We start from the raw sequence: 19,066 nt of genomic DNA on the forward strand, positions 1-19,066 counted from the left end.
GCGTACCGCACACTGGAGGGCGTCCCACCTCCGTTCAGCGCGGGTCCGCCAGAGTCGCGCCCGCCCCGAGGGATGCCCGTGGACCGAGGCTTTGCCGCGACCTCCAGCCCTACTGCCGCATCGACCGCCGCACCGCCCGGCATCGACACCGGACCGCACCCCGCCGGACCGGCCGGGGAACGGGAGACGGACCACGGCCGGGCCGGGGCCGCGCCCCCGGACGGCGCCCGCGGCGTGCCGCAGGGCCACCCCGAGGCCCCGGAGACGGACCCCGACGCCGAGGACCCGGAGCCCGGCGACGGGGACGAGGAGGAGCCCCGCCCGCCGGCCGAGGGCGACGCCGGCCCGGCGCCGGACCTGCTCCGCCAGTACCTGCGCGAGATCGGCCGGGTCCGCCTGCTCACCGCCGCCGAGGAGGTGGAGCTGGCCCGCCGGGTCGAGGCCGGCCTGTTCGCCGAGGAGCGGCTGAACGGCGACCCCCCGCCGTCCGACCCGCCGGCCCGCGAACTGGACACCCTGGTGGTGCGCGGCCGGATCGCCAAACGCCGGCTGATCGAGGCGAACCTGCGGCTGGTGGTGTCCGTCGCCAAACGCTACGTCGGCCGCGGACTGACCCTGCTGGACCTGATCCAGGAGGGCAACCTGGGCCTGATCCGGGCGGTGGAGAAGTTCGACTACGCCCGCGGCTACAAGTTCTCCACGTACGCGACCTGGTGGATCCGGCAGGCGATGAGCCGGGCGCTGGCCGACCAGGCCCGGACGATCCGGGTGCCGGTGCACGTGGTCGAGCTGATCAACCGGGTGATCCGGGTGCAGCGCGCCCTGCTGCAGGAGCGCGGGCTGGAACCGACCCCGGCCGGGATCGCCGCCGTCCTGGAGCTGACCGAGGAGCGGGTGCGTGAGCTGCTCCGGCTGGCCCAGGAGCCGATCTCGCTGCACACCCCGGTCGGCGAGGAGGACGACGTCGCGCTCGGCGACCTGATCGAGGACGCCGACGCCGCCTCACCCGCGGAGTCCGCCACCTTCCTGCTGCTGCGCCAGCACCTGGACGCCGTCCTGGCCACCCTGGGCGAGCGGGAGCGCCAGGTCGTCCAGCTCCGCTACGGGCTGGACGACGGCCGCCCGCGCACGCTGGAGGAGATCGGCACGGTGTTCGGCGTGACCCGGGAGCGGATCCGCCAGATCGAGTCGAAGACGCTGATCAAGCTCCGCGACCACGCCTTCGCGGCGCAGCTGCGCGGGTATCTCGACTGAGCGGCCCGCCGGGGTCGGCCGGGACCGGCCGGGGACCGCCCTAGGACCGCTGCGCGGTGGCGGGCTGTGTGTCGGTCGGCTGTGCCGGGGAGGGCGGGTCGGTGGCCGCCGCGTCCGGGCCGGTGCCCGGGGGCGGCGAGGCGGGGCCGATCGGGATCGGGGTGGAGGCCACCACGGCGGCCAGGCCGGAGACGGGCGAGGTGCAGACGTGCCCGGCCGGCTGGTACCCGCAGACCTGGAAGGTGACGGCCGGGTCGGCCGCGTCCAGCATCGACGAGTAGTTGTCGTAGCCCCAGTGGATGAGCGCCGTCTCGCTCTGGCCGGAGTCGTCGGTGATGGTCGCGTAGTCGTTCGGCTCGCCCTCGGTGATCGCCGCCCAGGCCGCCTGGCAGGTCTGGCTGTACCGGAGGTAGACGACGACCTTGCCGATGACGTCGGTCTGCAGGGTCCGGGCGTCCTTGCCGCAGCCGGTGGCCTTGGGGTCCTTGTGCGCGCAGCCGACGGCCTGGCAGACGGGAGCGCCCGGGACGGGCTTGGCCGCGGTGGCGGTCGGGACGGGCTCGGCGACGGTCTGGGGCTGCTCCTGGTGCCGGGAGGCCCGCAGGCCGACCAGCACCAGCAGGGACACCAGCAGGGCGGCGCCGGTCAGCAGCGTCGCCGGGCGCCGCCACCACGTCACGGGTGCCGTCACGGCGCCGCCGGGCTCGCCGGGTGCGGCGCTCAGGTCGAGCACGTCGGTCACGTCGGAGGCAGCGGGTGTGGCGGGCGCGCCGGTCCGGTCCGTCGGGGGCTGCGCCGCCCGGGGCTGCTCGGGGGCCGCCTGCGCGGCGGGCTCCTCCGGGGCGGCGGGCCCGCCGCCCTCCTCGGGCCCCGCCACGGCCTGCTCCCGCAGCGCCCGCAGGGCCGGCCCGTCGCAGTCCACCGCCCTGGTCAGCGCCTCCAGTGCCTGCCCGGTGATGACCCGCTTGCCGTTCAGCCAGCGCTCCCAGGAGGCCCGGCTGTAGTGCGTCCGGGCGGCGAGCTCGGACAGCGAGAGTCCGGCGGCGTCCTTGATGGCCCGGAGCTCCTCGGCCAGGAGCCGGGCGGGTCCGGACAGCTCTTCGGGCAGGTTCTTCCAGGCGGAACCCATGGGGCCTTCCAACGATGCGAGACGGGAACGGGGGGACGGGGAGAGCGGAACGGGCTCCGGCCCGGGCCGTTCGGGTGTCTCCGCTTCTCCAAACTCACCGGTCCGGCGTCCCAAACCCCAGGTCATGGCGCTGAGACGGACGGAAGTGTCTCACAACCCCCGGGAACGCTCGCATGTGCACGTGTCCGTCGTGCACAGTTCTCTGGTCGGCGCGGTTCGCCGCCCGACGGCGTCGTTCGGACGCGGACCGGTCACCGGTCCCCGCTCCGGCAGCACGTCCCGATTCCCCCACCGGCCGGGGCAGCCTCGCGGGGGGAGGCTGCCCCGGTTCGTCCGGGACGCACGGTGGGGAGGGCGCTTCGCAGCGCCCTCCCCACCGTGATCACGCCCCGCCGTGTTCACGCCCCGGCGGATCCAGTCCCTAGTGGTGGAAGCCCGACCGGGCCGGTACCCCGAGTTCCTTGAGCGGGCCGGGCTGGCGCCGCAGCTCCGGCAGCAGCCGGGAGAGGTCGGCCAGCAGCAGGTCGGCGAGGTCCAGCGAGAAGCCGTTGCGGCAGACCACCCGGAGCACCGACAGGTCCGTCCGGTTCTCGGGGAACGTGTACGCGGGCACCTGCCAGCCGCGCTCGCGCAGCCGCCGCGAGACGTCGAACACGTCGAACGGCTCGTCGTCGGCGGTGGTGAAGGCGAAGACCGGCAACTGGTCGCCGCGGGTCAGCAGCCGGAAGCCGCCCATGTGCTCGATCGCCCCGGACAGGTGGGTGGCGACCTCGCGGCAGGCGCCCTGGACGGCCCGGAGGCCGTCCCGGCCGAGCCGCAGGAAGATGTAGTACTGCGCGACGACCTCGGCGCCGGGGCGGGAGAAGTTGAGCGCGAAGGTCGGCATCTCGCCGCCGAGGTAGTTGACCCGGAAGACCAGTTCCTCCGGCAGTGCCTCCTGGTCGCGCCACAGGGCCCAGCCGACGCCGGGGTAGACCAGGCCGTACTTGTGCCCGGAGCTGTTGATCGAGGCGACCCGGGGGAGCCGGAAGTCCCAGACCACCCCGGGGTCGAGGAACGGCGCCACCATGCCGCCGGAGGCGCCGTCCACGTGCACCGGGACGTCGAGGCCGGTGCGTTGCTGGAGGTCGTCCAGGGCCGCGCAGATCTCCGCGATCGGCTCGTAGGAGCCGTCGAAGGTGGAACCGAGGATGCCGACCACGCCGATGGTGTCCTCGTCGCACAGCGCGACCGCGTGCTCGGCGTCGAGGTGGAAGCGCCCGCCCTCCATGGGCGCGGTGCGGGCCTCGACCTCCCAGAAGGTGCAGAACTTGTCCCAGCACACCTGCACGTTGACGCCCATCACCAGGTTGGGCCGGGCCCCGGCCGCGTATCGCTCGGCGTTGCGGTGCATCCAGCGGCGCTTGAGCGCCATGCCGGCCAGCATGCAGGCCTCGCTGGAGCCGGTGGTGGAGCAGCCGACCGTGGCGTCCGGGTCGGGGGCGTGCCAGAGGTCGGCGAGGATCGCCACGCAGCGCCGCTCCAGTTCGGCGGTCTGCGGGTACTCGTCCTTGTCGATCATGTTCTTGTCCAGGCACTCGGTCATCAGCCGGGCGGCCTGCGCCTCCATCGAGGTGGTGACGAAGGTCGCCAGGTTGAGCCGGGCGTTGCCGTCCAGCATCAGCTCGTCGTGGATCAGCTGGTACGCGGTGTCGGCCGTGACGGGCCCCTCGCCGAGCCGGTGCAGCGGCGGTGCCAGCTTCATCGAGCCCAGCGGGTCGGCGGCGCCCACGAGCGGCCCGATGCTCAGCCGGCGGTCGTTGCGGGCCCCCTTGTGCAGCGCCATGGAGTCCTGCCGCCCTTCATGTCGGTGGCCGTGTCCCGTCCCACGCTGCCACCGGCCGCCGGGTGACGCATCTTCACCGGTCGGGGTCGGGGTCGGGCGCTGCCGTCCCCGGCCGGTGAGGCCGCCGCGGGCCGCCTCCAGGCCGCCGCAGCCGGGTTCAGGCCGCCGTCTCCGGGTGGACCTGTTCGCGGGCGGCGCGGTACTGCTGGCGCACCGCCGAACCGATCGCCAGGTCCTGCTCCCCGTCCGGCTCGACGGTCTCGGCGTCCGGCAGCTCCCACTCCGGCGGCTCCGGGGTGCCGGCCAGCGCCCAGGCGGCCTGCCGGGCGGCCCCGCGGGCGGCGTGGGCGCCCGGCGGCGGCACCACGACCGGGACGCCGAACAGCGGCGGGGCGATGTGCCGGACGGCGGGCAGCCGCCCGGCCGCGCCGAGCAGGAACACCCGCCGCACCGCGACGCCCTGGGCGCGCAGCACGTCGAGGGCGTCCGCGATGTTGCACAGCATGCCCTCGACGGCGGCCCGGGCCAGGTGCTGCGGCGTCATCGACTCGGCCCGCAGGCCGGTCAGGGTGCCGGCCGCGTGCGGGAGGGCCGGCGTCCGCTCGCCGTCCAGGTAGGGGAGGAGCACCAGCCCGTACGCGCCGGGGGAGGAGTGCAGGGCGAGGTCGCTCAGGCCGTCCAGGTCCCGGCCGAGCATGGCGGCGGTGGCGCGGAGCACCTGGGCGGCGTTGAGGGTGGCGACCATCGGGAGGTGGCGGCCGGCGGCGTCGGCGAAGGAGGAGATCAGTCCGGTGGCGTCCACCACGGCCCGGTCGTGCACGGCGAAGATCGTTCCGGTGCTGCCGAGCGAGACCACCGCGTCGCCGGGGCGCAGCCCGAGGCCGAGCGCGGCGGCCATGTTGTCGCCGGTGCCGGCCGAGATCAGCAGGCCTTCGGGGGTGTGCCCGGCGGGTTCGGCGGGGCCGAGCACCTCGGGCAGCCGCAGCTCGTGGCCGAGCGCCAGCTCGACCAGGTCCTGCCGGTACTCGCCGGTGATCGGGGACCAGTAGCCGGTGCCGGAGGCGTCGCCCCGGTCGGTGGTGCGGCGCCTGGGGTGGCCGAGGAGCTGCCAGACCAGCCAGTCGTGCGGCAGCAGGACCTCGGCCACCCGGCGGGCGTTGGCCGGCTCGAACTCGGCCAGCCAGCGCAGCTTGGCGATGGTGTAGGTCGGGCTGGGGACGGCGCCGATCGCGGCGGTCCAGGCGGCCGGGCCGCCGAGCGCGTCCAGCAGCTTGGCGGCGGCGCCGCTGGAGCGCGGGTCGTTCCAGAGGATCGCCGGCCGGACCAGCACGCCGCCCGCGTCCAGGCCGATCATGCCGTGCTGCTGTGCGCTGACGCCGATGGCCCGGACGCCCTCCAGCAGGCCGCCGGCGGCGGCGTCGCCGAGCGAGTGCAGCCAGAGCTGCGGGTCGGTCTCGCCGGGGCGGGTGTCCGGGTCCTCGGGGACGGGGTGCGGCGCCTTGCCGGAGCGCAGGACGGCGCCGGTGTCGGCGTCGCACGCGACGATCCGGGTGCGGTTGGTCGAGCTGTCTATCCCCGCGACGATGGCCATGTCGAGATCATGCCTCAGCCCGGCCCGGGACGCGTCCGGGCCGGGTGAGGTGTTGCCCGTTCGGGACCGGACGCAGGGCCCTGGTACACCCTGGCGTCACCGTCCCGTCACGGGCGGAAGGTACCCCAGCCGTCGTCCTCGGCCCGGGAACGGTTGAAGTACGGCACCCGGTCGGTGACGGCGTTCGGCAGCCGGTCGCCGACCTTGTCCGCGACGGCGCCGGCGGCCTTCCCGGCGACCGCGCCGGCCTGCTGCCTGGCTCGGTCGGCCGCGCCCTGCACCGTGGGGTTCTGGGCGATCTTCCGGGTGACCTTCGTGATCTGGTCGTAGCGCCGGCGCCCGGCCCGGGAGCCCAGGACGTAGCCGGCCGCGAACCCCGCGGCCAACGACAGCTTCCACATGATCGGATCCACCCTCTCCTGGCGGCCTTCTGCCGCATTGCCCTACCCGTCCGTCGGGACGGCGAACCGTCCGTGCCCCCCAGCATCCCCGGGGGCCGTGCCGGGCGCGCGCCGGGCACGCCGGGCGGGAGCCCGGGGGGCGGTCCGGCGAAAGCGATTGGCGGACCACCCCCCCGAGTGCGCTAATGTATGTCCCGCAGCGAGCGCCGAGGAGCCCGGGGAACCGGGGGCCGAGGCGGTAGCCGATCCCCCATAGCTCAATTGGCAGAGCAGCCGACTGTTAATCGGCAGGTTATTGGTTCGAGTCCAATTGGGGGAGCTCGGGAGAGGTCTTGCAAGAGGCCTCCTCCCGTCCGTGGTACGGAAGTTCGGTACCGCGATCCCGCATAGCTCAATTGGCAGAGCAGCCGGCTGTTAACCGGCAGGTTTTTGGTTCGAGTCCAAATGCGGGAGCTTCATCGGGTCCGCCCGGTGACTGCTCAGAGCGAAGGCCCCTCGGATGACCGGGGGGCCTTCGTGTTGCCTTCGTCACCTCGCGACGGCCGGGCGGCTCAGGTGGTCGCTTCCCGGTAGAGCGCGGAGACCCGCTGGTCGAAGGTGACGCTGTAGGAGGTGCCGGCCGTCTCGCCGCCCTCCTGGTAGCCGCCGATCACGCCGACGACCGTGCCGCCGTCCGTCACCCACGGGCTGCCGCTGGTGCCGTCGGTGTAGCCGTCGCAGTCGAAGCGCTCCTGGGTCGGGCTCTGCGAGCGGGTCCTGGCCGCGCAGGTGATCGGCTCGTCGCGCTCGTTCGGGTAGCCGGTCACCGAGACGGCCAGCCCGAAGCCCTGGCCGGTGGCGATCGGGTTGCCGCCGACGGCGTCCTCGACCTGCTTGCCGCCGACCGTGCCCACGGTGACGAAGGCCACGTCGTACTCGGGGTCGTCGTCGTCCGCCCAGCGCGGGTCGACGGTGATCGACTTCACCGGCCAACTGCCGTACGGGATGAAGCCGTTGCGGTAGCCGGGGGTGAACACCAGGCCGTCCAGCAGGCCGATCCGGCGGTTCTGCACGCAGTGCGCCGCGGTGACCAGCAGGTTGTGCCTGGGGCTGCGGACGACGCTCGCCGTGCAGGCCCGGGGGCCCTGCGCGGTCCGGACCGAGAGGGTGCCGATCCGGTCGCGGGTGCTGCTCTGCTGCGCGACCTCGGCGGCGGGCGCCTGGTCCTGCTCGCCGCCGTCGCACGCGGTTCCGGCGGTGAGCAGCAGGGCCGCCAGCGCGACCGTCCGTGCGGCGCGCGGGGGCCGTGCCGGGCGGGGGGCCATCGGGGCTCCGTCTCGTTCCTCGGGGCGGGCACCGGGTTCGTGCGTTCCGCCGTTCGAGAGGAAGATCTATCAGGCCGTGCCCGGCGGCGCCACTGCCGCCCCTCCGGTCAGCCGGTGGCCCGGTCGTAGAGCGCCTGGACGCGGTCGCCGAAGTAGCTGCTGTACGAGGTGTCCGGGCTGTCGCCGCCCTGCTGGTAGCCGCCGATCACGCCGACCACGGTGCCGGTCCTGGTGCTCGGGTCGAAGTCGGTCACCCAGGGGCTGCCGCTGGTGCCGCCGGTGTAGTCGGGGCAGTCGATCCGCAGCTGGGTGGAGCTCTGCTCGGTGGTGTTGTTGGCGCAGGTGATCGGGACGTCGCTGGTGCCGGGGTAGCCGGTGATCCGCACGGGCAGCTGGTAGCCGAGGCCGACGCCCAGCTTGTTGGCGCCGAGCACCTGCTGCACCTGCTGCCCGTTCTGGGCCTGGACGACCGCGAAGGCGACGTCCACGTCCGGGTCGGCGTGGTCCTTCCAGCCGTCGTCGACGGTGACGGCGATCAGCGGCCAGACGCCGCTGGGGGTGTCGCCGTTGCGGTAGCCGGGGACGAAGACGAGGTCGCTGCGCTGGCCGAGTTGGGGGTCCCAGACGCAGTGCGCGGCGGTGACGATGAGGTTGAGCCCGGCGCTGTCGACGACGCTGGCGGTGCAGAAGTGGTCGCCGTCCGCGTTGCGGGTGAAGACGGCGCCGACCAGGCCGTTGAGCACGGTGGGCCTGGCGGTGCGGGTGACCCCGGTGTGCCTGGCGACGGCGCCCCTGAGCCGCTGCCGGCTCCAGCCGTGGCCGCCGCCGGAGGCCGAGGCGGATCCGGAGGGGCGGGCGGAGGGGCGGGTGGAGGGGGTGGCCGGAGCCGAGCTGACCGTCGGCGCGCCCCCGCCGGGCCCGGCCGAGGTGGTGCAGCCCGCCGCGGCCAGCAGCACCGCGAGCGCCCCGGCGGCGGCTCCCGTCCCACGTGTCGTCATCCGTCCAGGCTGCCCGTGGGGCCGTCCGGGCGCCACCCGAACTGCGCAACCAGGACAGGCGCACGCCTGTGCGCACCCGTGCGCGCCCCCGGCGCGCACCACGGGTGATCGACCGGCTATGCTGCCCGGGACGTCCTTTCGGGGCCGTCTGCTGCTGCCGTGGTCGACGACCGGCGCACGCGGCGAACCGGGGCGGTAGCTCAGCCGGTTAGAGCAGGGGACTCATAATCCCTTGGTCGTGGGTTCGAGTCCCACCCGCCCCACCTCAGCCACTGATCGATCGTTGGATCGATCATCAGACAAAACAGTGGCTTGATCTGGCAGAACGGCTCCAGTTCCGGTCGGAACTGTAGAGCATCGGCCAGCCGCTCAGGGCCTGGCGCGCTGAGATTCACCCACCAGTGGACATTGAGTGGACACGGCTCGGGACGGGCCGGCTTGCCCTACCCCGAGCCGGCTTGCCCTGCCCCCAGACGAATGCGGTCCGGCCCCTGGCGCCGTCGGCGCAAAAAGTGATATCATTTTGACAGCTGGATCGGAAAAACTCGCTGGAGGAGCTGGTCTCATGACCACACCGCGTTCTGCCGTCGACGTCGAAGACGGCCCCGTCCTCGACCTTCCGGCACCCAAGATCACCGAGCGGGTCATCACCGGTGCCGCCGGGCTGCCGGTGCTCGGAGGGACGCTGCTCGGCCTGCTCGCGGGGATCGGGGCGACCATCGTCGGCGGTATCCAACTGGCCGGCGGGTCCAAGGCGTTGGGGATCACCCTGCTGACCGTCGGGCCGCTGGCCGTCCTGGGCGCACTGCTGCTGCTGTGCGGGCTGACCGTGGTCTCGCCCGGCCAGGCGCGGGTGGTCCAGCTGCTCGGCCGCTACCGCGGCACCATCCGTGCCGAGGGCCTGACCTGGCTGAACCCGTTCACCAGCCGCCGCCGGATATCCACCCGGATCCGCAACCACGAGACCGAGACCAACAAGGTCAACGACGCGGACGGCAACCCGATCGAGATGGCCGCCGTGGTGGTCTGGCAGGTCGAGGACACCGCCAAGGCCGTGTTCGAGGTGGACGACTACAGCGACTTCGTCGCCATCCAGACCGAGACCGCCGTCCGGCACATCGCCAGCAGCTACCCGTACGACGCCCACCGCGAGGGCCAGTTGTCGCTGCGCGACGGCGCGGAGGAGATCAGCCGGATGCTCTCCGCCGAGATCGCGGCCCGGGTCGTCTCGGCCGGGGTGCGGGTCGTCGAGTCCCGGATCACCCGGCTCGCCTACGCGCCCGAGGTCGCCCAGGTGATGCTCCAGCGCCAGCAGGCCGGGGCCGTGGTCGCGGCACGGCGGCTGATCGTCGAGGGCGCCGTCGGTATGGTCGAGGAGGCGCTGGACCGGCTCGCCGAGCGCGACGTCGTCGAACTGGACGAGGAGCGCAAGGCCGCGATGGTGAGCAACCTCCTGGTGGTGCTCTGCGGCGACCGGGGCGCCCAGCCCGTCGTGAACACGGGCTCCCTCTACCAGTAAGGCGCGGCGTTGGCGACGGAGCGGAAGAAGATCCTGCTGCGACTGGACCCGGCGGTCCACGACGCACTGGCCCGGTGGGCCGCGGACGAGCTGCGCAGTGCCAACGCGCAGATCGAGTTCCTCCTTCGCCGTGCCCTCAGCGACGCGGGCCGGATGCCCGGCGACGCGGCCCGTCTTCCCCGGCGCGGCCGACCGCCCAAGGAGAACCCGGAGACCGGCGGTTCCGACGCCGGATGAACGGGCCCATCCACCGTCCATCTGCTTGGAGTCCATCGTGGACCTGCCCATCACCCTGCCGGAGAAGCTCTACCTGCTCGCCTACCACCCCGAGCGCGAGCGGCTCACCGCCACCGCCAGGCTCGACCTGGTGCTGCGGGCCGCCGCGCTCGCCGAACTCCTGCGGCGCGCGCTGATCCGCGACGACGGCCGGCACCCGGCCGCCGTCGACGGCGCGTCGGCCGACGGCCTCGACCCGCTCTCCGCCGCGATGCTGGAGCAGATCCGGCAGGGCCGGCGGCGCAGCTGGCAGAGCTGGGTCGGCCGCCGCCAGGGCCCGGCGGCCCGCGCCGCGCGGGTGGTCCGGGACGGGCTGGCGACGTCCGGGCGGATCCGGCTCGAACAGCGCCGCGCGCTCGGACTGTTCCCGTGCACCCGGGTCGTGCTGCCGGAGCAGCGGCTGCGCAAGTCGCTCGTGGCATCGGTGGGTTCGGCGCTGAAGGCGCCGCTCAGCCGGGTCGACCCGGCGGACGCCGCGCTGGTCGCGCTGGTCGACGCCGCCCGGCTCGGAGCCGTCCTGACGTGGCGCCAGAGCCGCGAGTTCCGCACCCGGATCGACAAGCTGGCCCCCGCCGCGGGCCCCGTCCCGCGCGCCCTGCGCCGGGCCATCAGCACCCGCAACTCCGACGTCGCGTTGGTCTGACCCGCCCGGTGTGATCCGCAGGAGAGGCCCGGTCGCCGACACGGCGGCCGGGCCTCCCGCGTTCCGGGCCCGCGCCCGTGCTCCATCCACCGATCGGTTGATCCGCCGTCCACCGCGCCCGCCCACAGCTCTGACCGTCCGGTCGATCCGCGGCCGGGGCCCCGCGCGGGAAGCTCGTTGCAGGCCGGAGGAACCGGCCGGACCAGCGGGGACGAGCGGGAGGGAGCGGCGCGATGGCCGTGATCGAGGTGGCGGGGCTGCGCAAGGCCTACGGGCGGCGCCAGGTGCTGGAGGAGGTCTCCTTCGGCGTGGAGCGCGGCGAGGTGTTCGGCCTGCTGGGGCCGAACGGCGCGGGCAAGACGACCGCCGTGGAGTGCTGCGAGGGCCTGCGCCGGGCCGACGCGGGGACGGTCCGTGTCCTCGGCCTGGACCCGGTGAAGGACGCCCACCGGCTGCGGCCGAGGATCGGCATCCAGCTCCAGCAGGCCCAGTTGCAGGGCGCGTTGCGGGTCGGCGAGGCGCTGGAACTGTACGCCGCGCTCTACCCGAACCCCCGGGACTGGCGCGAGCTGCTGGACGAGTGGGGGCTCGCCGACCAGCGCCGGACCCCGTTCGACAAGCTCTCCGGCGGCCAGCGCCAGCGGCTGTTCATCGCCCTCGCCCTGATCGGCAACCCCGAGGTGGCCTTCCTGGACGAGCTGACCACCGCGCTCGACCCGCAGGGCCGCCGCGACACCTGGGAGCTGATCCGGCGGATCCGCGACGAGGGCGTGACGGTGGTCCTGGTCTCGCACTTCATGGACGAGGTCGAGGCGCTCTGCGACCGGGCCGCCGTCCTCGACGGCGGACGGATCGTCGCCACCGGCACCCCCGCGGAGCTGATCGCCCGCTCCGGCACCGGCGGCACGCTCGGCTTCCGCCCCACCGGGCCGCTGGACACCGCCCGGCTGGCGGCCCTGCCGGGGGTCACCGGGGTCGAGGAGCGGGACGGCCGGGTCGAGGTCTCCGGTGTCGGGGACTTCGCCGACGAGGTCACCGGCCTGCTCGCCCGCGAGGGGATCGTCGTCACCGGGCTGCGGATCCGCGAGCACAGCCTGGACGACGCCTACCTCGCCCTGACCCGCCACGACGCCTGACCTGCCAGTACTCCTGAGCCGCCATCACCACGCCCGAGGGGACCACCACCGTGAACCACACCGCCCACGCCGTCCGCCGCCTGGCCGTCGCCGAGGCCCGCCTGTTCCTCCGCGACCCGCTGACCGCATTCTTCGGCCTCGCCTTCCCCGTCGTGCTGTTCCTCGTCCTCGGCTCCGTCCCGGCCCTGCGCAAGACCTCGCCCGACATGCACGGCATGAGCACCATCCAGCTGTACGCGCCGATCCTGGCCGTCTTCACCCTGCTGCTGCTCGGCCTCAACGGCCTGCCCTCGCTGCTCGCCGCCTACCGCGAACGCGGCGTGCTGCGCCGGATGTCGGCCAGCCCCGTCCGCCCGGCGCTGCTGTTCGGCGCGCTGCTGCCGCTGTACCTGGGCGTCGCCGTCGTCTCGGTGCTGCTGGTGGTGGCGGCCGGGCCCCTGCTCGGGGTGTCGCTGCCGCGCCGGCCGCTGGGGTTCCTGCTGGCCTTCCTGCTGGCCGCCGCCGCGCTGCTGTCGATCGGCCTGCTGCTCGCCGCGGTCGTCCCGTCCGCCAAGGCCGGCAACGCGGTCGGCGCGCTGGCCTTCTTCCCGATGATGTTCTTCTCCGGGATCTGGCTGCCGCGCGAGTTCTCGCCGGCCCTGCTCAACCGGATCGGCGACTTCACCCCCAGCGGCGCCGCCGTCCAGACCTTGCAGGACGCCTGGTCCGGGCACTTCCCGCACGCCGTGGGCCTGCTCACACTCGCGGCGTACGCGGTGCTCGCGGGGGCCGCGGCTGCCAGGCTGTTCCGGTGGGAATGATCATGCGGCCGTCGGCCGACGAGAACGCGCTCGGCGACTGGCAGGACCGGCTGGACCGGCTGATCGGCCCGCTCTGCTACGTCGCCCTGCTGATCGCCACCGCCCTGGCCCTGCTGATCCCCGTCCCGAACGCGCGTCCCGCCGCCGCCGTCCTCCCGGCGGCGGCCGCCGCGTTCCTGTGGCTGGTCCTGCGCTCGGTGCTCGACCGCAGGCCGGGCCCGGACGGCCGCGCCCGGTACGCCGGCGCCCACTTCGCCGTCCTGCTGGCGCTGATCACCGTCCTGGTGCTGGACAACCCGATCTTCGGCTTCTTCGCCTTCACCGGCTACCTGCACGCCGCCCAGTACCTGCGGGGCCGGGCCCGGATGGCGGGCGCGGCCGTGGCCACCGTCCCCACCTCGCTCTCCCAGGTCGGCGGAGTCCTGCCCGACAGCCCGGCGAAGGTCGGCGGACTGCTGGCCGTCGTCGCCTTCAACCTGATGGTGGTCGGGCTGATGTTCGCGCTCAGCGAGGCGGCCGACCGGCTGAGCGCCCGCCGCAAGGCCGCCAACGCCGAACTCGCCGAGGCCAACCGGCTGCTCACCGAGACGCTCGCCGAGAACGCCGGCCTGCACGCCCAACTCCTCGTCCAGGCCCGGGAGGCCGGGGCCGCGGACGAGCGCCGCCGGCTCGCCCGGGAGATCCACGACACCGTCGCCCAGGGCCTGGCCGGGATCGTCACCCAGCTCCAGGCCGCCGACCAGACCCGCGCCCAGGACGCCGCGGCCGCCGAGCGGCACCAGGCGAACGCGGCGGCCCTCGCCCGGGAGAGCCTGACCCAGGCCCGCCGGGCCGTCCACGCGCTGCGCCCGATCGAACTGGAGCGGGCCGCGCTGCCGGAGGCGCTGGCAGAGCTGGTCGAGCAGTGGCGGGAGCGCAACGACGCCGCCGCCGGGCTGACCGTCACCGGCGAGGCCCGCCCGCTGCACCCCGAGGTCGAGGTGACCCTGCTGCGGATCGCCCAGGAGTCGCTGGCCAACGCCGCCAAGTACGCGCGGGCCTCCCGGGTCGGCGTCACCCTCTCGTACATGCCCGGCCTGGTCACCCTGGACGTCCGGGACGACGGCGTCGGCTTCGACCCGGCCGCCGAGCCCGCCTCCCGGGCCACCGGCGGCGGCTACGGCCTGGACGTGATGCGCCGCCGCGTGCAGCGCCTGGCCGGGCGGCTCGACCTGGAGACCGAACCGGGCGCCGGCACGACCGTGTCCGCGACCCTGCCGGCGATCAGCATGGAGGAGTAGCGCCGTGAGCGACGCGACGACGATCAGACTGCTGTTGGTGGACGACCACCCGGTGGTGCGGGACGGGCTGCGCGGGATGTTCACCGCCGCCCCCGGATTCGAGGTGGTCGGCGAGGCCGGGGACGGCGCCGAGGCGCTGGTCCTGGTCGCCGCGCTGCGCCCGGACGTGGTGCTGATGGACCTGCGGATGCCGCGGATGGACGGCGTCACCGCGATCCGCGAGATGGCCGAACGCGGCCTGCCCGGGCGGGTCCTGGTGCTCACCACCTACGACACCGACGCCGACGTGCTGCCCGCCGTCCGGGCCGGCGCCACCGGCTATCTGCTCAAGGACGCGGCCCGGGAGGAGCTGTTCCACGCCGTCCGGGAAGCCGCCCGCGGCGCCTCGGTGATCGCGCCGACCGTCGCCGCCAAGCTGCTCGGCCAGGTCCGCGCGCCCGTCCGGGAGCCGCTCAGCCCGCGCGAGCTGGAGGTGCTGGAACTGGTCGCGTCCGGCGCCACCAACCGGGAGGCCGCCGCCCGGCTGTTCATCAGCGAGGCCACCGTGAAGACCCATCTGATCCACGTCTACGCCAAGCTCGACGTCAAGGACCGCGCCTCCGCCGTCGCCGCCGCCTACAACCTGGGGCTGCTCACCCCGACCGGCCGGTCGGTCTAAGCTGGCCGGATGCTCGAACCCGCCCTGCTGCCGACCCCGCTGGTGGACTGCGCCGACGAGGTGTTCGCGCGGGCCGGGGTGGAACTGCGGCTCAAACGGGACGACCTGCTGCACCCGAGCGTCCCGGGCAACAAGTGGCGCAAGCTCGCGCCCAACCTGGCGGCCGCCGTCGCCCAGGGCCACACCCGGCTGCTGACCTTCGGCGGGGCGTACTCCACCCACCTGCGGGCGGTCGCGGCGGCCGCCGCGGCGCTCGGCCTGGAGAGCGTCGGGCTGGTCCGCGGCGAGGAACTGGCCGACCGGCCGCGCAACTGGTCGCTGCGGGCGGCCGAACGGGCCGGGATGCGGCTGGAGTTCCTGACCCGCGCCGAGTACCGGGAGGCCACCGGCCGCGCCGACGCCGGCCCCACGGCCGATCCGCAGGGGCGCTGGGGCCCCTGCCTGGTGCTCCCGGAGGGCGGCTCCAACGCGCTGGCCGTGACCGGCGCGGCGGCGATCCCGGCCGAACTGCCCGGCCTGGGCGGGCACGACGTGGTCTGCTGCCCGGTCGGCACCGGCGGCACCCTGGCGGGCATCGCGGCCGGCCTGCCGCCGGGCGCGCGGGCGCTCGGCGTGGCCGTGCTGCGCGGCGGCGAGGGCTACCTGGAGGGCGAGGTCACCCGGCTCCACCGGGCCGCCTACGGCCGGGAGTTCGACAACTGGCGGATCGACCACGCGCACCACGGCGGCGGCTACGGCAAGGTCCCGGCCGAACTGGCCGCCTTCGCCGAGCGGTTCGAAGCCCGCCACGGCATCCCGCTGGAACGCCGTTACGTGGCCAAGCTGCTGGCCGCGCTGACCGGCCTGGCCGCCGCCGGAGCCTTCCCCCGCGGCACCCGGCTCACCGCCGTCGTCACCGGCCTGCCCGACCCGGAGTAGACCCGGATCGGGCCGGAACGGCTCATCCGAAGGTCAGGTCGGCGCACGGGTCGGTGTCGGCGCCGCGGGTGTTCTCCGCTATGCCGGTGGGCACCCCGCTGGGCACGCCGCTCGGGTCGGCGGTGGCGGGGGCGGAGGACTTGGCGCCGGGGCCGCTGCCGACCGCGTCCAGCTTGGTGGCGGGGCTGGGCCGGTAGTCGCGGCCCAGGGTGACGGTGATGCCCTCGGAGCCAGGTTCCTCGACCGCGCGCGCCCCCGGGAAGAGCGCGGCCACCTGGTCGGCGGCGGCCTTCAGGGCCGGGTCGTAGCTGATCTCGGTCTGCATCCGTCCGCCGGCGGGCTTGCCGAGCGTGACGTTCTGGAAGCCCCGGGCCCGCAGCGCCTCCCCGCCGGAGGTGGACAGGCCGGGGGTGCCGACGCCGTTGACCACGAGCACGGGGGCCGCGGCCTGTTCGGGCGTGAGCGGTGCGGACGGGCCGGCCGAGGCTCCCGGGGTCGCGCCGTCGGGGCCGGGGGCGGTGGGGGAGGGCGCCGGGGTGTCGGTACCGGAGGTGCTCTGGCCGTCCAGGGTGCGGTCCTCGCGCAGCAGCCGCCACAGCGTGTTGGCGTCCGGCTGGACGAGCTGGACGCGCTCGCCGGCGAAGCGCCAGGGCGCGGTCACGAAGGTGATGTCGGACAGCTTGATGTCCTGGAGCGAGCGGGCGAAGTCCACCAGCTTCATCGCGGTGCCCAGCCCCTCGTCCACGGTGAGCGAGCGGGTGGCCGCGTCGGCGAGCGGGAGCAGCGTGGGCAGGGAGAAGCCCTGGCCCTGCACCTTCTTGATCATCGAGGAGACGAAGGCCTGCTGGCGCTTCATCCGCCCGATGTCGGAGTTGTCGCCGAAGCCGTAGCGGGCCCGCAGGTAGTCCACGGCGGGCTGGCCGGAGAGCTTCTGCATGCCCTTGCGGAGGTGTATGCCGTGCGAGTCGACGTTGTTGGGGACGCAGACGTCCACGCCGTTGATGGCGTCGGCCATCGCGGCGGCGCCCTTGAAGTCGACCACGATGGTGTGGTCGATCCGCAGGCCGGTGAGCGTCTCGACGGTGTTCTGCGTGCAGGCCGGGTTGCCCTTGGGGAACTCGCCGATGGTGAAGGCCGAGTTGAACATCTGGTTGTTCCGGGGCGTGGTCCAGGTGCCGCTCGGCAGCTTGCAGGACGGGATGGTGACCAGGGTGTCCCGGGGTATGGAGACGCCGACGGCGTGCTTGTGGTCGGCGTAGACGTGCACCAGCATCGCGGTGTCGGAGTGGCCGACGCCCTCGTCGCCGCCGCCGATCGCGCTGTTGCCGTCGTCGCGGGTGTCCGAGCCGAGCACCAGGATGTTCACCGGCAGTTGGGCGCCGGGGGTGACCGGGGCGGGCGCGGGCGGGCGCTCGGTGGCGACGCCGCCCGGGTCGAAGGTGGTGATGTTGTTGTCCAGCCGGTGGTAGAACCAGGCCCCGGCGCCCACGACGGACAGCACCAGGACGGCGGCCAGGCCGATGGCTGTCCGCAGGTAGCGGCGCCTGCGCGTGCTGCTGCCCATCCTCCGTGTCCCCCCGTCTTTCCGTCTCTCGTGTTCGATGTTCGAACATTAGACGTTTCGACGGGCTGTTCGGTTACCTCCGCCGGAGGCCCGGATTTCGCTCCGGGGCTGTGATGCTGATCACGCCCCGGATGCCGGTCACGCTCCGGGGCCGGCGGCGCCGGTGAGCATCCGGCGGAGCAGGTCGCGCAGGACGGCCCGCTCGTCGTGGCCGAGGGCGGCCAGCGGCTCGCGGGCGAAGTTCAGCGATTCGCGCAGTTCCTCGGAGGCGGTGGCGCCGGTGCCGGTGGCGGCGACCAGCTTGACCCGGCGGTCCTGCCGGTCGGCCTCCCGGGTGACGAAGCCGCGGGCTTCGAGCCGGTCGACGATGCCGGTGATGTTGGACGGCTCGCAGCTGAGCGTCTGGGCGATCTGGCGCATCGGCATGGGGCCGCGGCGCAGTAGGGCGAGCACCTTGGCCTGGGCGCCGGTGAGTGAGCGGGCGGCGGCGGCCTCCTCGTACTCGCGATGGAACAGCGCGACCAGGTTGGCCATCAGATCGACGACCTCGCGGGTGATCTCGTCGGACTGCGGCGTGGCGGTCCGGGTCGACTGGGTGTCCATGTCCGAGAGTCTACCTGAAAAGTTGACAACATGAACCTTTCATGCCCATCGTTACTTCAGTAGCTCAACCTTTCATGCATCGGAACCACCTAAGGAGCGCCTCCCATGGCAGAGCAGGCCGCACCCGCGACCGCCCGTGAATGGCACCTCGCCGCCCGCCCCCAGGGCTGGCCGGTGCCGACCGACTTCGCCCTGGTCGAGGCCCCGGTCCGGACCCCGGGCCCGGGCGAGATCCTGGTCCGCAACGCCTTCCTCTCGGTGGACCCGTACATGCGGGGCCGGATGAACGACGTGAAGTCCTACGCCCCGCCGTTCCGGCTCGGCGAGGCCATGGAGGGCGGCGCGGTCGGCTACGTGGTCGCCTCCGGGGCCGAGGGCTTCGCCCCGGGCGACGCCGTCCTGCACGGCCTCGGCTGGCGCGAGTACGCCACCCTGGACGCCCGCCAGGCGGTCAAGGTCGACCCGGCCGCCGCCCCGCTCTCCGCCTACCTCGGCGTGCTCGGCATGCCAGGCCTGACCGCCTACGCCGGCCTGCTCGCCGTCGGCGGCCTCAAGAAGGGTGACAAGGTCTTCGTCTCCGGCGCGGCCGGCGCGGTCGGCAGCATGGTCGGCCAGATCGCCAAGCTCAAGGGCGCCTCGCTGGTGGTCGGTTCGGCCGGCTCGGCGGAGAAGGTCGCCAAGCTGGTGGACGTCTACGGCTACGACGCCGCCTTCAACTACAAGGACGCCCCGGTCCACGAGCAGCTGGCGCAGGCCGCCCCGGACGGCATCGACCTCTACTTCGACAACGTCGGCGGGGAGCACCTGGAGGCCGCGATCGGCGCGCTCACCGTGCACGGCCGCGCCGTGCTCTGCGGCGCGATCGCCCAGTACAACGACACCACCGCCCCCGCCGCCCCGCGCAACCTGGCGCTCGCGATCGGCAAGCGGCTGCGCCTGGAGGGCATGCTGGTCAGCGACCACGCGGCGCTGCAGTCGCAGTTCGTCGCCGACGTGGCCGGCTGGCTGACGTCCGGCGAACTGCGCCACGAGGAGACCGTGGTGGACGGCTTCGAGCGCACCGCGGACGCCTTCCTCGACCTGCTGCGCGGCGTCAACACCGGCAAGATGGTGGTCCGCCTGGACGGCTGACCCTCCGTCGGCTCGCTGACCGCCCCGCCGCCCCCA

Annotated in this window: 18 protein-coding genes and 3 tRNA genes; 13 read left to right on the forward strand and 8 right to left on the reverse strand. The window is 74.1% G+C overall.

Annotated elements, in window-relative coordinates:
* The first annotated feature begins 78 nt into the window (after positions 1 to 78).
* Positions 79 to 1,254 (forward strand): sigma-70 family RNA polymerase sigma factor, encoded by a 1,176-nt coding sequence (locus tag AB0R04_RS11010; RefSeq protein WP_363370000.1) that lies wholly within the window; start codon positions 79 to 81, stop codon positions 1,252 to 1,254.
* A 40-nt stretch (positions 1,255 to 1,294) separates the two neighbouring features.
* Here AB0R04_RS11010 and AB0R04_RS11015 read toward each other — a convergent pair whose 3' ends face one another.
* From AB0R04_RS11015 to AB0R04_RS11030, 4 genes are all read right to left on the reverse strand, one after another.
* Complete coding sequence (locus AB0R04_RS11015) at positions 1,295 to 2,383, reverse strand: DUF2690 domain-containing protein (RefSeq protein WP_363370002.1); 1,089 nt, start codon at positions 2,381 to 2,383, stop codon at positions 1,295 to 1,297.
* Between the two features lie 421 nt (positions 2,384 to 2,804).
* Positions 2,805 to 4,208 carry a glutamate decarboxylase gene (locus AB0R04_RS11020; RefSeq protein ID WP_363370004.1) on the reverse strand — a complete coding sequence of 468 codons (1,404 nt, stop codon included), beginning with the start codon at positions 4,206 to 4,208 and terminating at the stop codon, positions 2,805 to 2,807.
* A 157-nt stretch (positions 4,209 to 4,365) separates the two neighbouring features.
* Entirely contained in the window at positions 4,366 to 5,799 is a 1,434-nt protein-coding gene (locus AB0R04_RS11025; RefSeq protein WP_363370006.1) for an FGGY family carbohydrate kinase, read from the reverse strand.
* Positions 5,800 to 5,906: 107 nt separating this feature from the next.
* Positions 5,907 to 6,200 (reverse strand): hypothetical protein, encoded by a 294-nt coding sequence (locus AB0R04_RS11030; RefSeq protein WP_347878532.1) that lies wholly within the window; start codon positions 6,198 to 6,200, stop codon positions 5,907 to 5,909.
* A gap of 246 nt (positions 6,201 to 6,446) precedes the next feature.
* Here AB0R04_RS11030 and AB0R04_RS11035 point away from each other — a divergent pair.
* Both AB0R04_RS11035 and AB0R04_RS11040 read left to right on the forward strand, forming a co-directional pair.
* A tRNA-Asn gene (locus AB0R04_RS11035) sits at positions 6,447 to 6,519 on the forward strand.
* A gap of 61 nt (positions 6,520 to 6,580) precedes the next feature.
* Positions 6,581 to 6,653 (forward strand) — tRNA-Asn (locus tag AB0R04_RS11040).
* 98 nt (positions 6,654 to 6,751) lie between these two features.
* On the opposite strand, the gene AB0R04_RS11045 is transcribed toward AB0R04_RS11040, so the two are convergent.
* Both AB0R04_RS11045 and AB0R04_RS11050 read right to left on the reverse strand, forming a co-directional pair.
* On the reverse strand, positions 6,752 to 7,504 hold the full coding sequence (locus tag AB0R04_RS11045; protein ID WP_363370008.1) for a trypsin-like peptidase domain-containing protein: 753 nt from the start codon (positions 7,502 to 7,504) through the stop codon (positions 6,752 to 6,754).
* A gap of 107 nt (positions 7,505 to 7,611) precedes the next feature.
* A complete protein-coding gene (locus tag AB0R04_RS11050) occupies positions 7,612 to 8,502 on the reverse strand; it encodes a hypothetical protein (RefSeq protein WP_363370010.1) in 891 nt (296 codons plus the stop codon).
* A gap of 189 nt (positions 8,503 to 8,691) precedes the next feature.
* Here AB0R04_RS11050 and AB0R04_RS11055 point away from each other — a divergent pair.
* The 9 genes from AB0R04_RS11055 (at position 8,692) to AB0R04_RS11095 (ending at position 15,732) form a co-directional block, all read left to right on the forward strand.
* Positions 8,692 to 8,765 (forward strand) — tRNA-Ile (locus tag AB0R04_RS11055).
* 302 nt (positions 8,766 to 9,067) lie between these two features.
* Entirely contained in the window at positions 9,068 to 10,021 is a 954-nt protein-coding gene (locus AB0R04_RS11060; protein ID WP_363370012.1) for an SPFH domain-containing protein, read from the forward strand.
* A 9-nt stretch (positions 10,022 to 10,030) separates the two neighbouring features.
* The gene (locus tag AB0R04_RS11065) at positions 10,031 to 10,258 is read left to right on the forward strand and encodes a hypothetical protein (protein WP_063347470.1); all 228 of its coding nucleotides are present in this window, start codon (positions 10,031 to 10,033) and stop codon (positions 10,256 to 10,258) included.
* Between the two features lie 37 nt (positions 10,259 to 10,295).
* Complete coding sequence (locus tag AB0R04_RS11070; protein WP_363370014.1) at positions 10,296 to 10,940, forward strand: GPP34 family phosphoprotein; 645 nt, start codon at positions 10,296 to 10,298, stop codon at positions 10,938 to 10,940.
* A gap of 233 nt (positions 10,941 to 11,173) precedes the next feature.
* Positions 11,174 to 12,076, forward strand: coding sequence for an ABC transporter ATP-binding protein (locus tag AB0R04_RS11075; RefSeq protein ID WP_063347469.1), 903 nt, complete (start codon positions 11,174 to 11,176; stop codon positions 12,074 to 12,076).
* Between the two features lie 50 nt (positions 12,077 to 12,126).
* Positions 12,127 to 12,876: an ABC transporter permease gene (locus AB0R04_RS11080; RefSeq protein WP_063347468.1), complete on the forward strand. Its 750-nt coding sequence runs from the start codon at positions 12,127 to 12,129 to the stop codon at positions 12,874 to 12,876.
* Complete coding sequence (locus AB0R04_RS11085) at positions 12,873 to 14,156, forward strand: sensor histidine kinase (RefSeq protein ID WP_363370069.1); 1,284 nt, start codon at positions 12,873 to 12,875, stop codon at positions 14,154 to 14,156. The genes AB0R04_RS11080 and AB0R04_RS11085 overlap by 4 nt, the downstream gene beginning before the upstream one ends.
* A 4-nt stretch (positions 14,157 to 14,160) precedes the next feature.
* Positions 14,161 to 14,814 carry a response regulator transcription factor gene (locus AB0R04_RS11090; protein WP_363370016.1) on the forward strand — a complete coding sequence of 218 codons (654 nt, stop codon included), beginning with the start codon at positions 14,161 to 14,163 and terminating at the stop codon, positions 14,812 to 14,814.
* A gap of 9 nt (positions 14,815 to 14,823) precedes the next feature.
* Positions 14,824 to 15,732: a pyridoxal-phosphate dependent enzyme gene (locus AB0R04_RS11095; protein ID WP_363370018.1), complete on the forward strand. Its 909-nt coding sequence runs from the start codon at positions 14,824 to 14,826 to the stop codon at positions 15,730 to 15,732.
* A gap of 22 nt (positions 15,733 to 15,754) precedes the next feature.
* On the opposite strand, the gene AB0R04_RS11100 is transcribed toward AB0R04_RS11095, so the two are convergent.
* Both AB0R04_RS11100 and AB0R04_RS11105 read right to left on the reverse strand, forming a co-directional pair.
* Entirely contained in the window at positions 15,755 to 17,296 is a 1,542-nt protein-coding gene (locus AB0R04_RS11100; protein WP_363370020.1) for an LCP family protein, read from the reverse strand.
* Positions 17,297 to 17,434: 138 nt separating this feature from the next.
* Positions 17,435 to 17,899 (reverse strand): MarR family transcriptional regulator, encoded by a 465-nt coding sequence (locus AB0R04_RS11105; protein ID WP_063347464.1) that lies wholly within the window; start codon positions 17,897 to 17,899, stop codon positions 17,435 to 17,437.
* A 105-nt stretch (positions 17,900 to 18,004) separates the two neighbouring features.
* Between AB0R04_RS11105 and AB0R04_RS11110 the strand changes: the two genes are divergently transcribed.
* Positions 18,005 to 19,030 (forward strand): NADP-dependent oxidoreductase, encoded by a 1,026-nt coding sequence (locus AB0R04_RS11110; RefSeq protein ID WP_363370022.1) that lies wholly within the window; start codon positions 18,005 to 18,007, stop codon positions 19,028 to 19,030.
* Positions 19,031 to 19,066 lie beyond the last annotated feature (36 nt).

The organism is Kitasatospora sp. NPDC056731 (assembly GCF_040687675.1).
In the GTDB taxonomy this organism is placed as follows: Bacteria; Actinomycetota; Actinomycetes; order Streptomycetales; family Streptomycetaceae; genus Kitasatospora.

Bases quoted from the DNA above. Each gene is read 5' to 3' on its own strand.
- AB0R04_RS11015 (WP_363370002.1), bottom strand. From the start codon at position 2,383: ATGGGTTCCGCCTGGAAGAACCTGCCCGAAGAGCTGTCCGGACCCGCC.
- AB0R04_RS11020 (WP_363370004.1), bottom strand. From the start codon at position 4,208: ATGGCGCTGCACAAGGGGGCCCGCAACGACCGCCGGCTGAGCATCGGG.
- AB0R04_RS11025 (WP_363370006.1), bottom strand. From the start codon at position 5,799: ATGGCCATCGTCGCGGGGATAGACAGCTCGACCAACCGCACCCGGATC.
- AB0R04_RS11030 (WP_347878532.1), bottom strand. From the start codon at position 6,200: ATGTGGAAGCTGTCGTTGGCCGCGGGGTTCGCGGCCGGCTACGTCCTG.
- AB0R04_RS11045 (WP_363370008.1), bottom strand. From the start codon at position 7,504: ATGGCCCCCCGCCCGGCACGGCCCCCGCGCGCCGCACGGACGGTCGCG.
- AB0R04_RS11050 (WP_363370010.1), bottom strand. From the start codon at position 8,502: ATGACGACACGTGGGACGGGAGCCGCCGCCGGGGCGCTCGCGGTGCTG.
- AB0R04_RS11060 (WP_363370012.1), top strand. From the start codon at position 9,068: ATGACCACACCGCGTTCTGCCGTCGACGTCGAAGACGGCCCCGTCCTC.
- AB0R04_RS11075 (WP_063347469.1), top strand. From the start codon at position 11,174: ATGGCCGTGATCGAGGTGGCGGGGCTGCGCAAGGCCTACGGGCGGCGC.
- AB0R04_RS11085 (WP_363370069.1), top strand. From the start codon at position 12,873: ATGATCATGCGGCCGTCGGCCGACGAGAACGCGCTCGGCGACTGGCAG.
- AB0R04_RS11095 (WP_363370018.1), top strand. From the start codon at position 14,824: ATGCTCGAACCCGCCCTGCTGCCGACCCCGCTGGTGGACTGCGCCGAC.
- AB0R04_RS11100 (WP_363370020.1), bottom strand. From the start codon at position 17,296: ATGGGCAGCAGCACGCGCAGGCGCCGCTACCTGCGGACAGCCATCGGC.
- AB0R04_RS11105 (WP_063347464.1), bottom strand. From the start codon at position 17,899: ATGGACACCCAGTCGACCCGGACCGCCACGCCGCAGTCCGACGAGATC.
- AB0R04_RS11110 (WP_363370022.1), top strand. From the start codon at position 18,005: ATGGCAGAGCAGGCCGCACCCGCGACCGCCCGTGAATGGCACCTCGCC.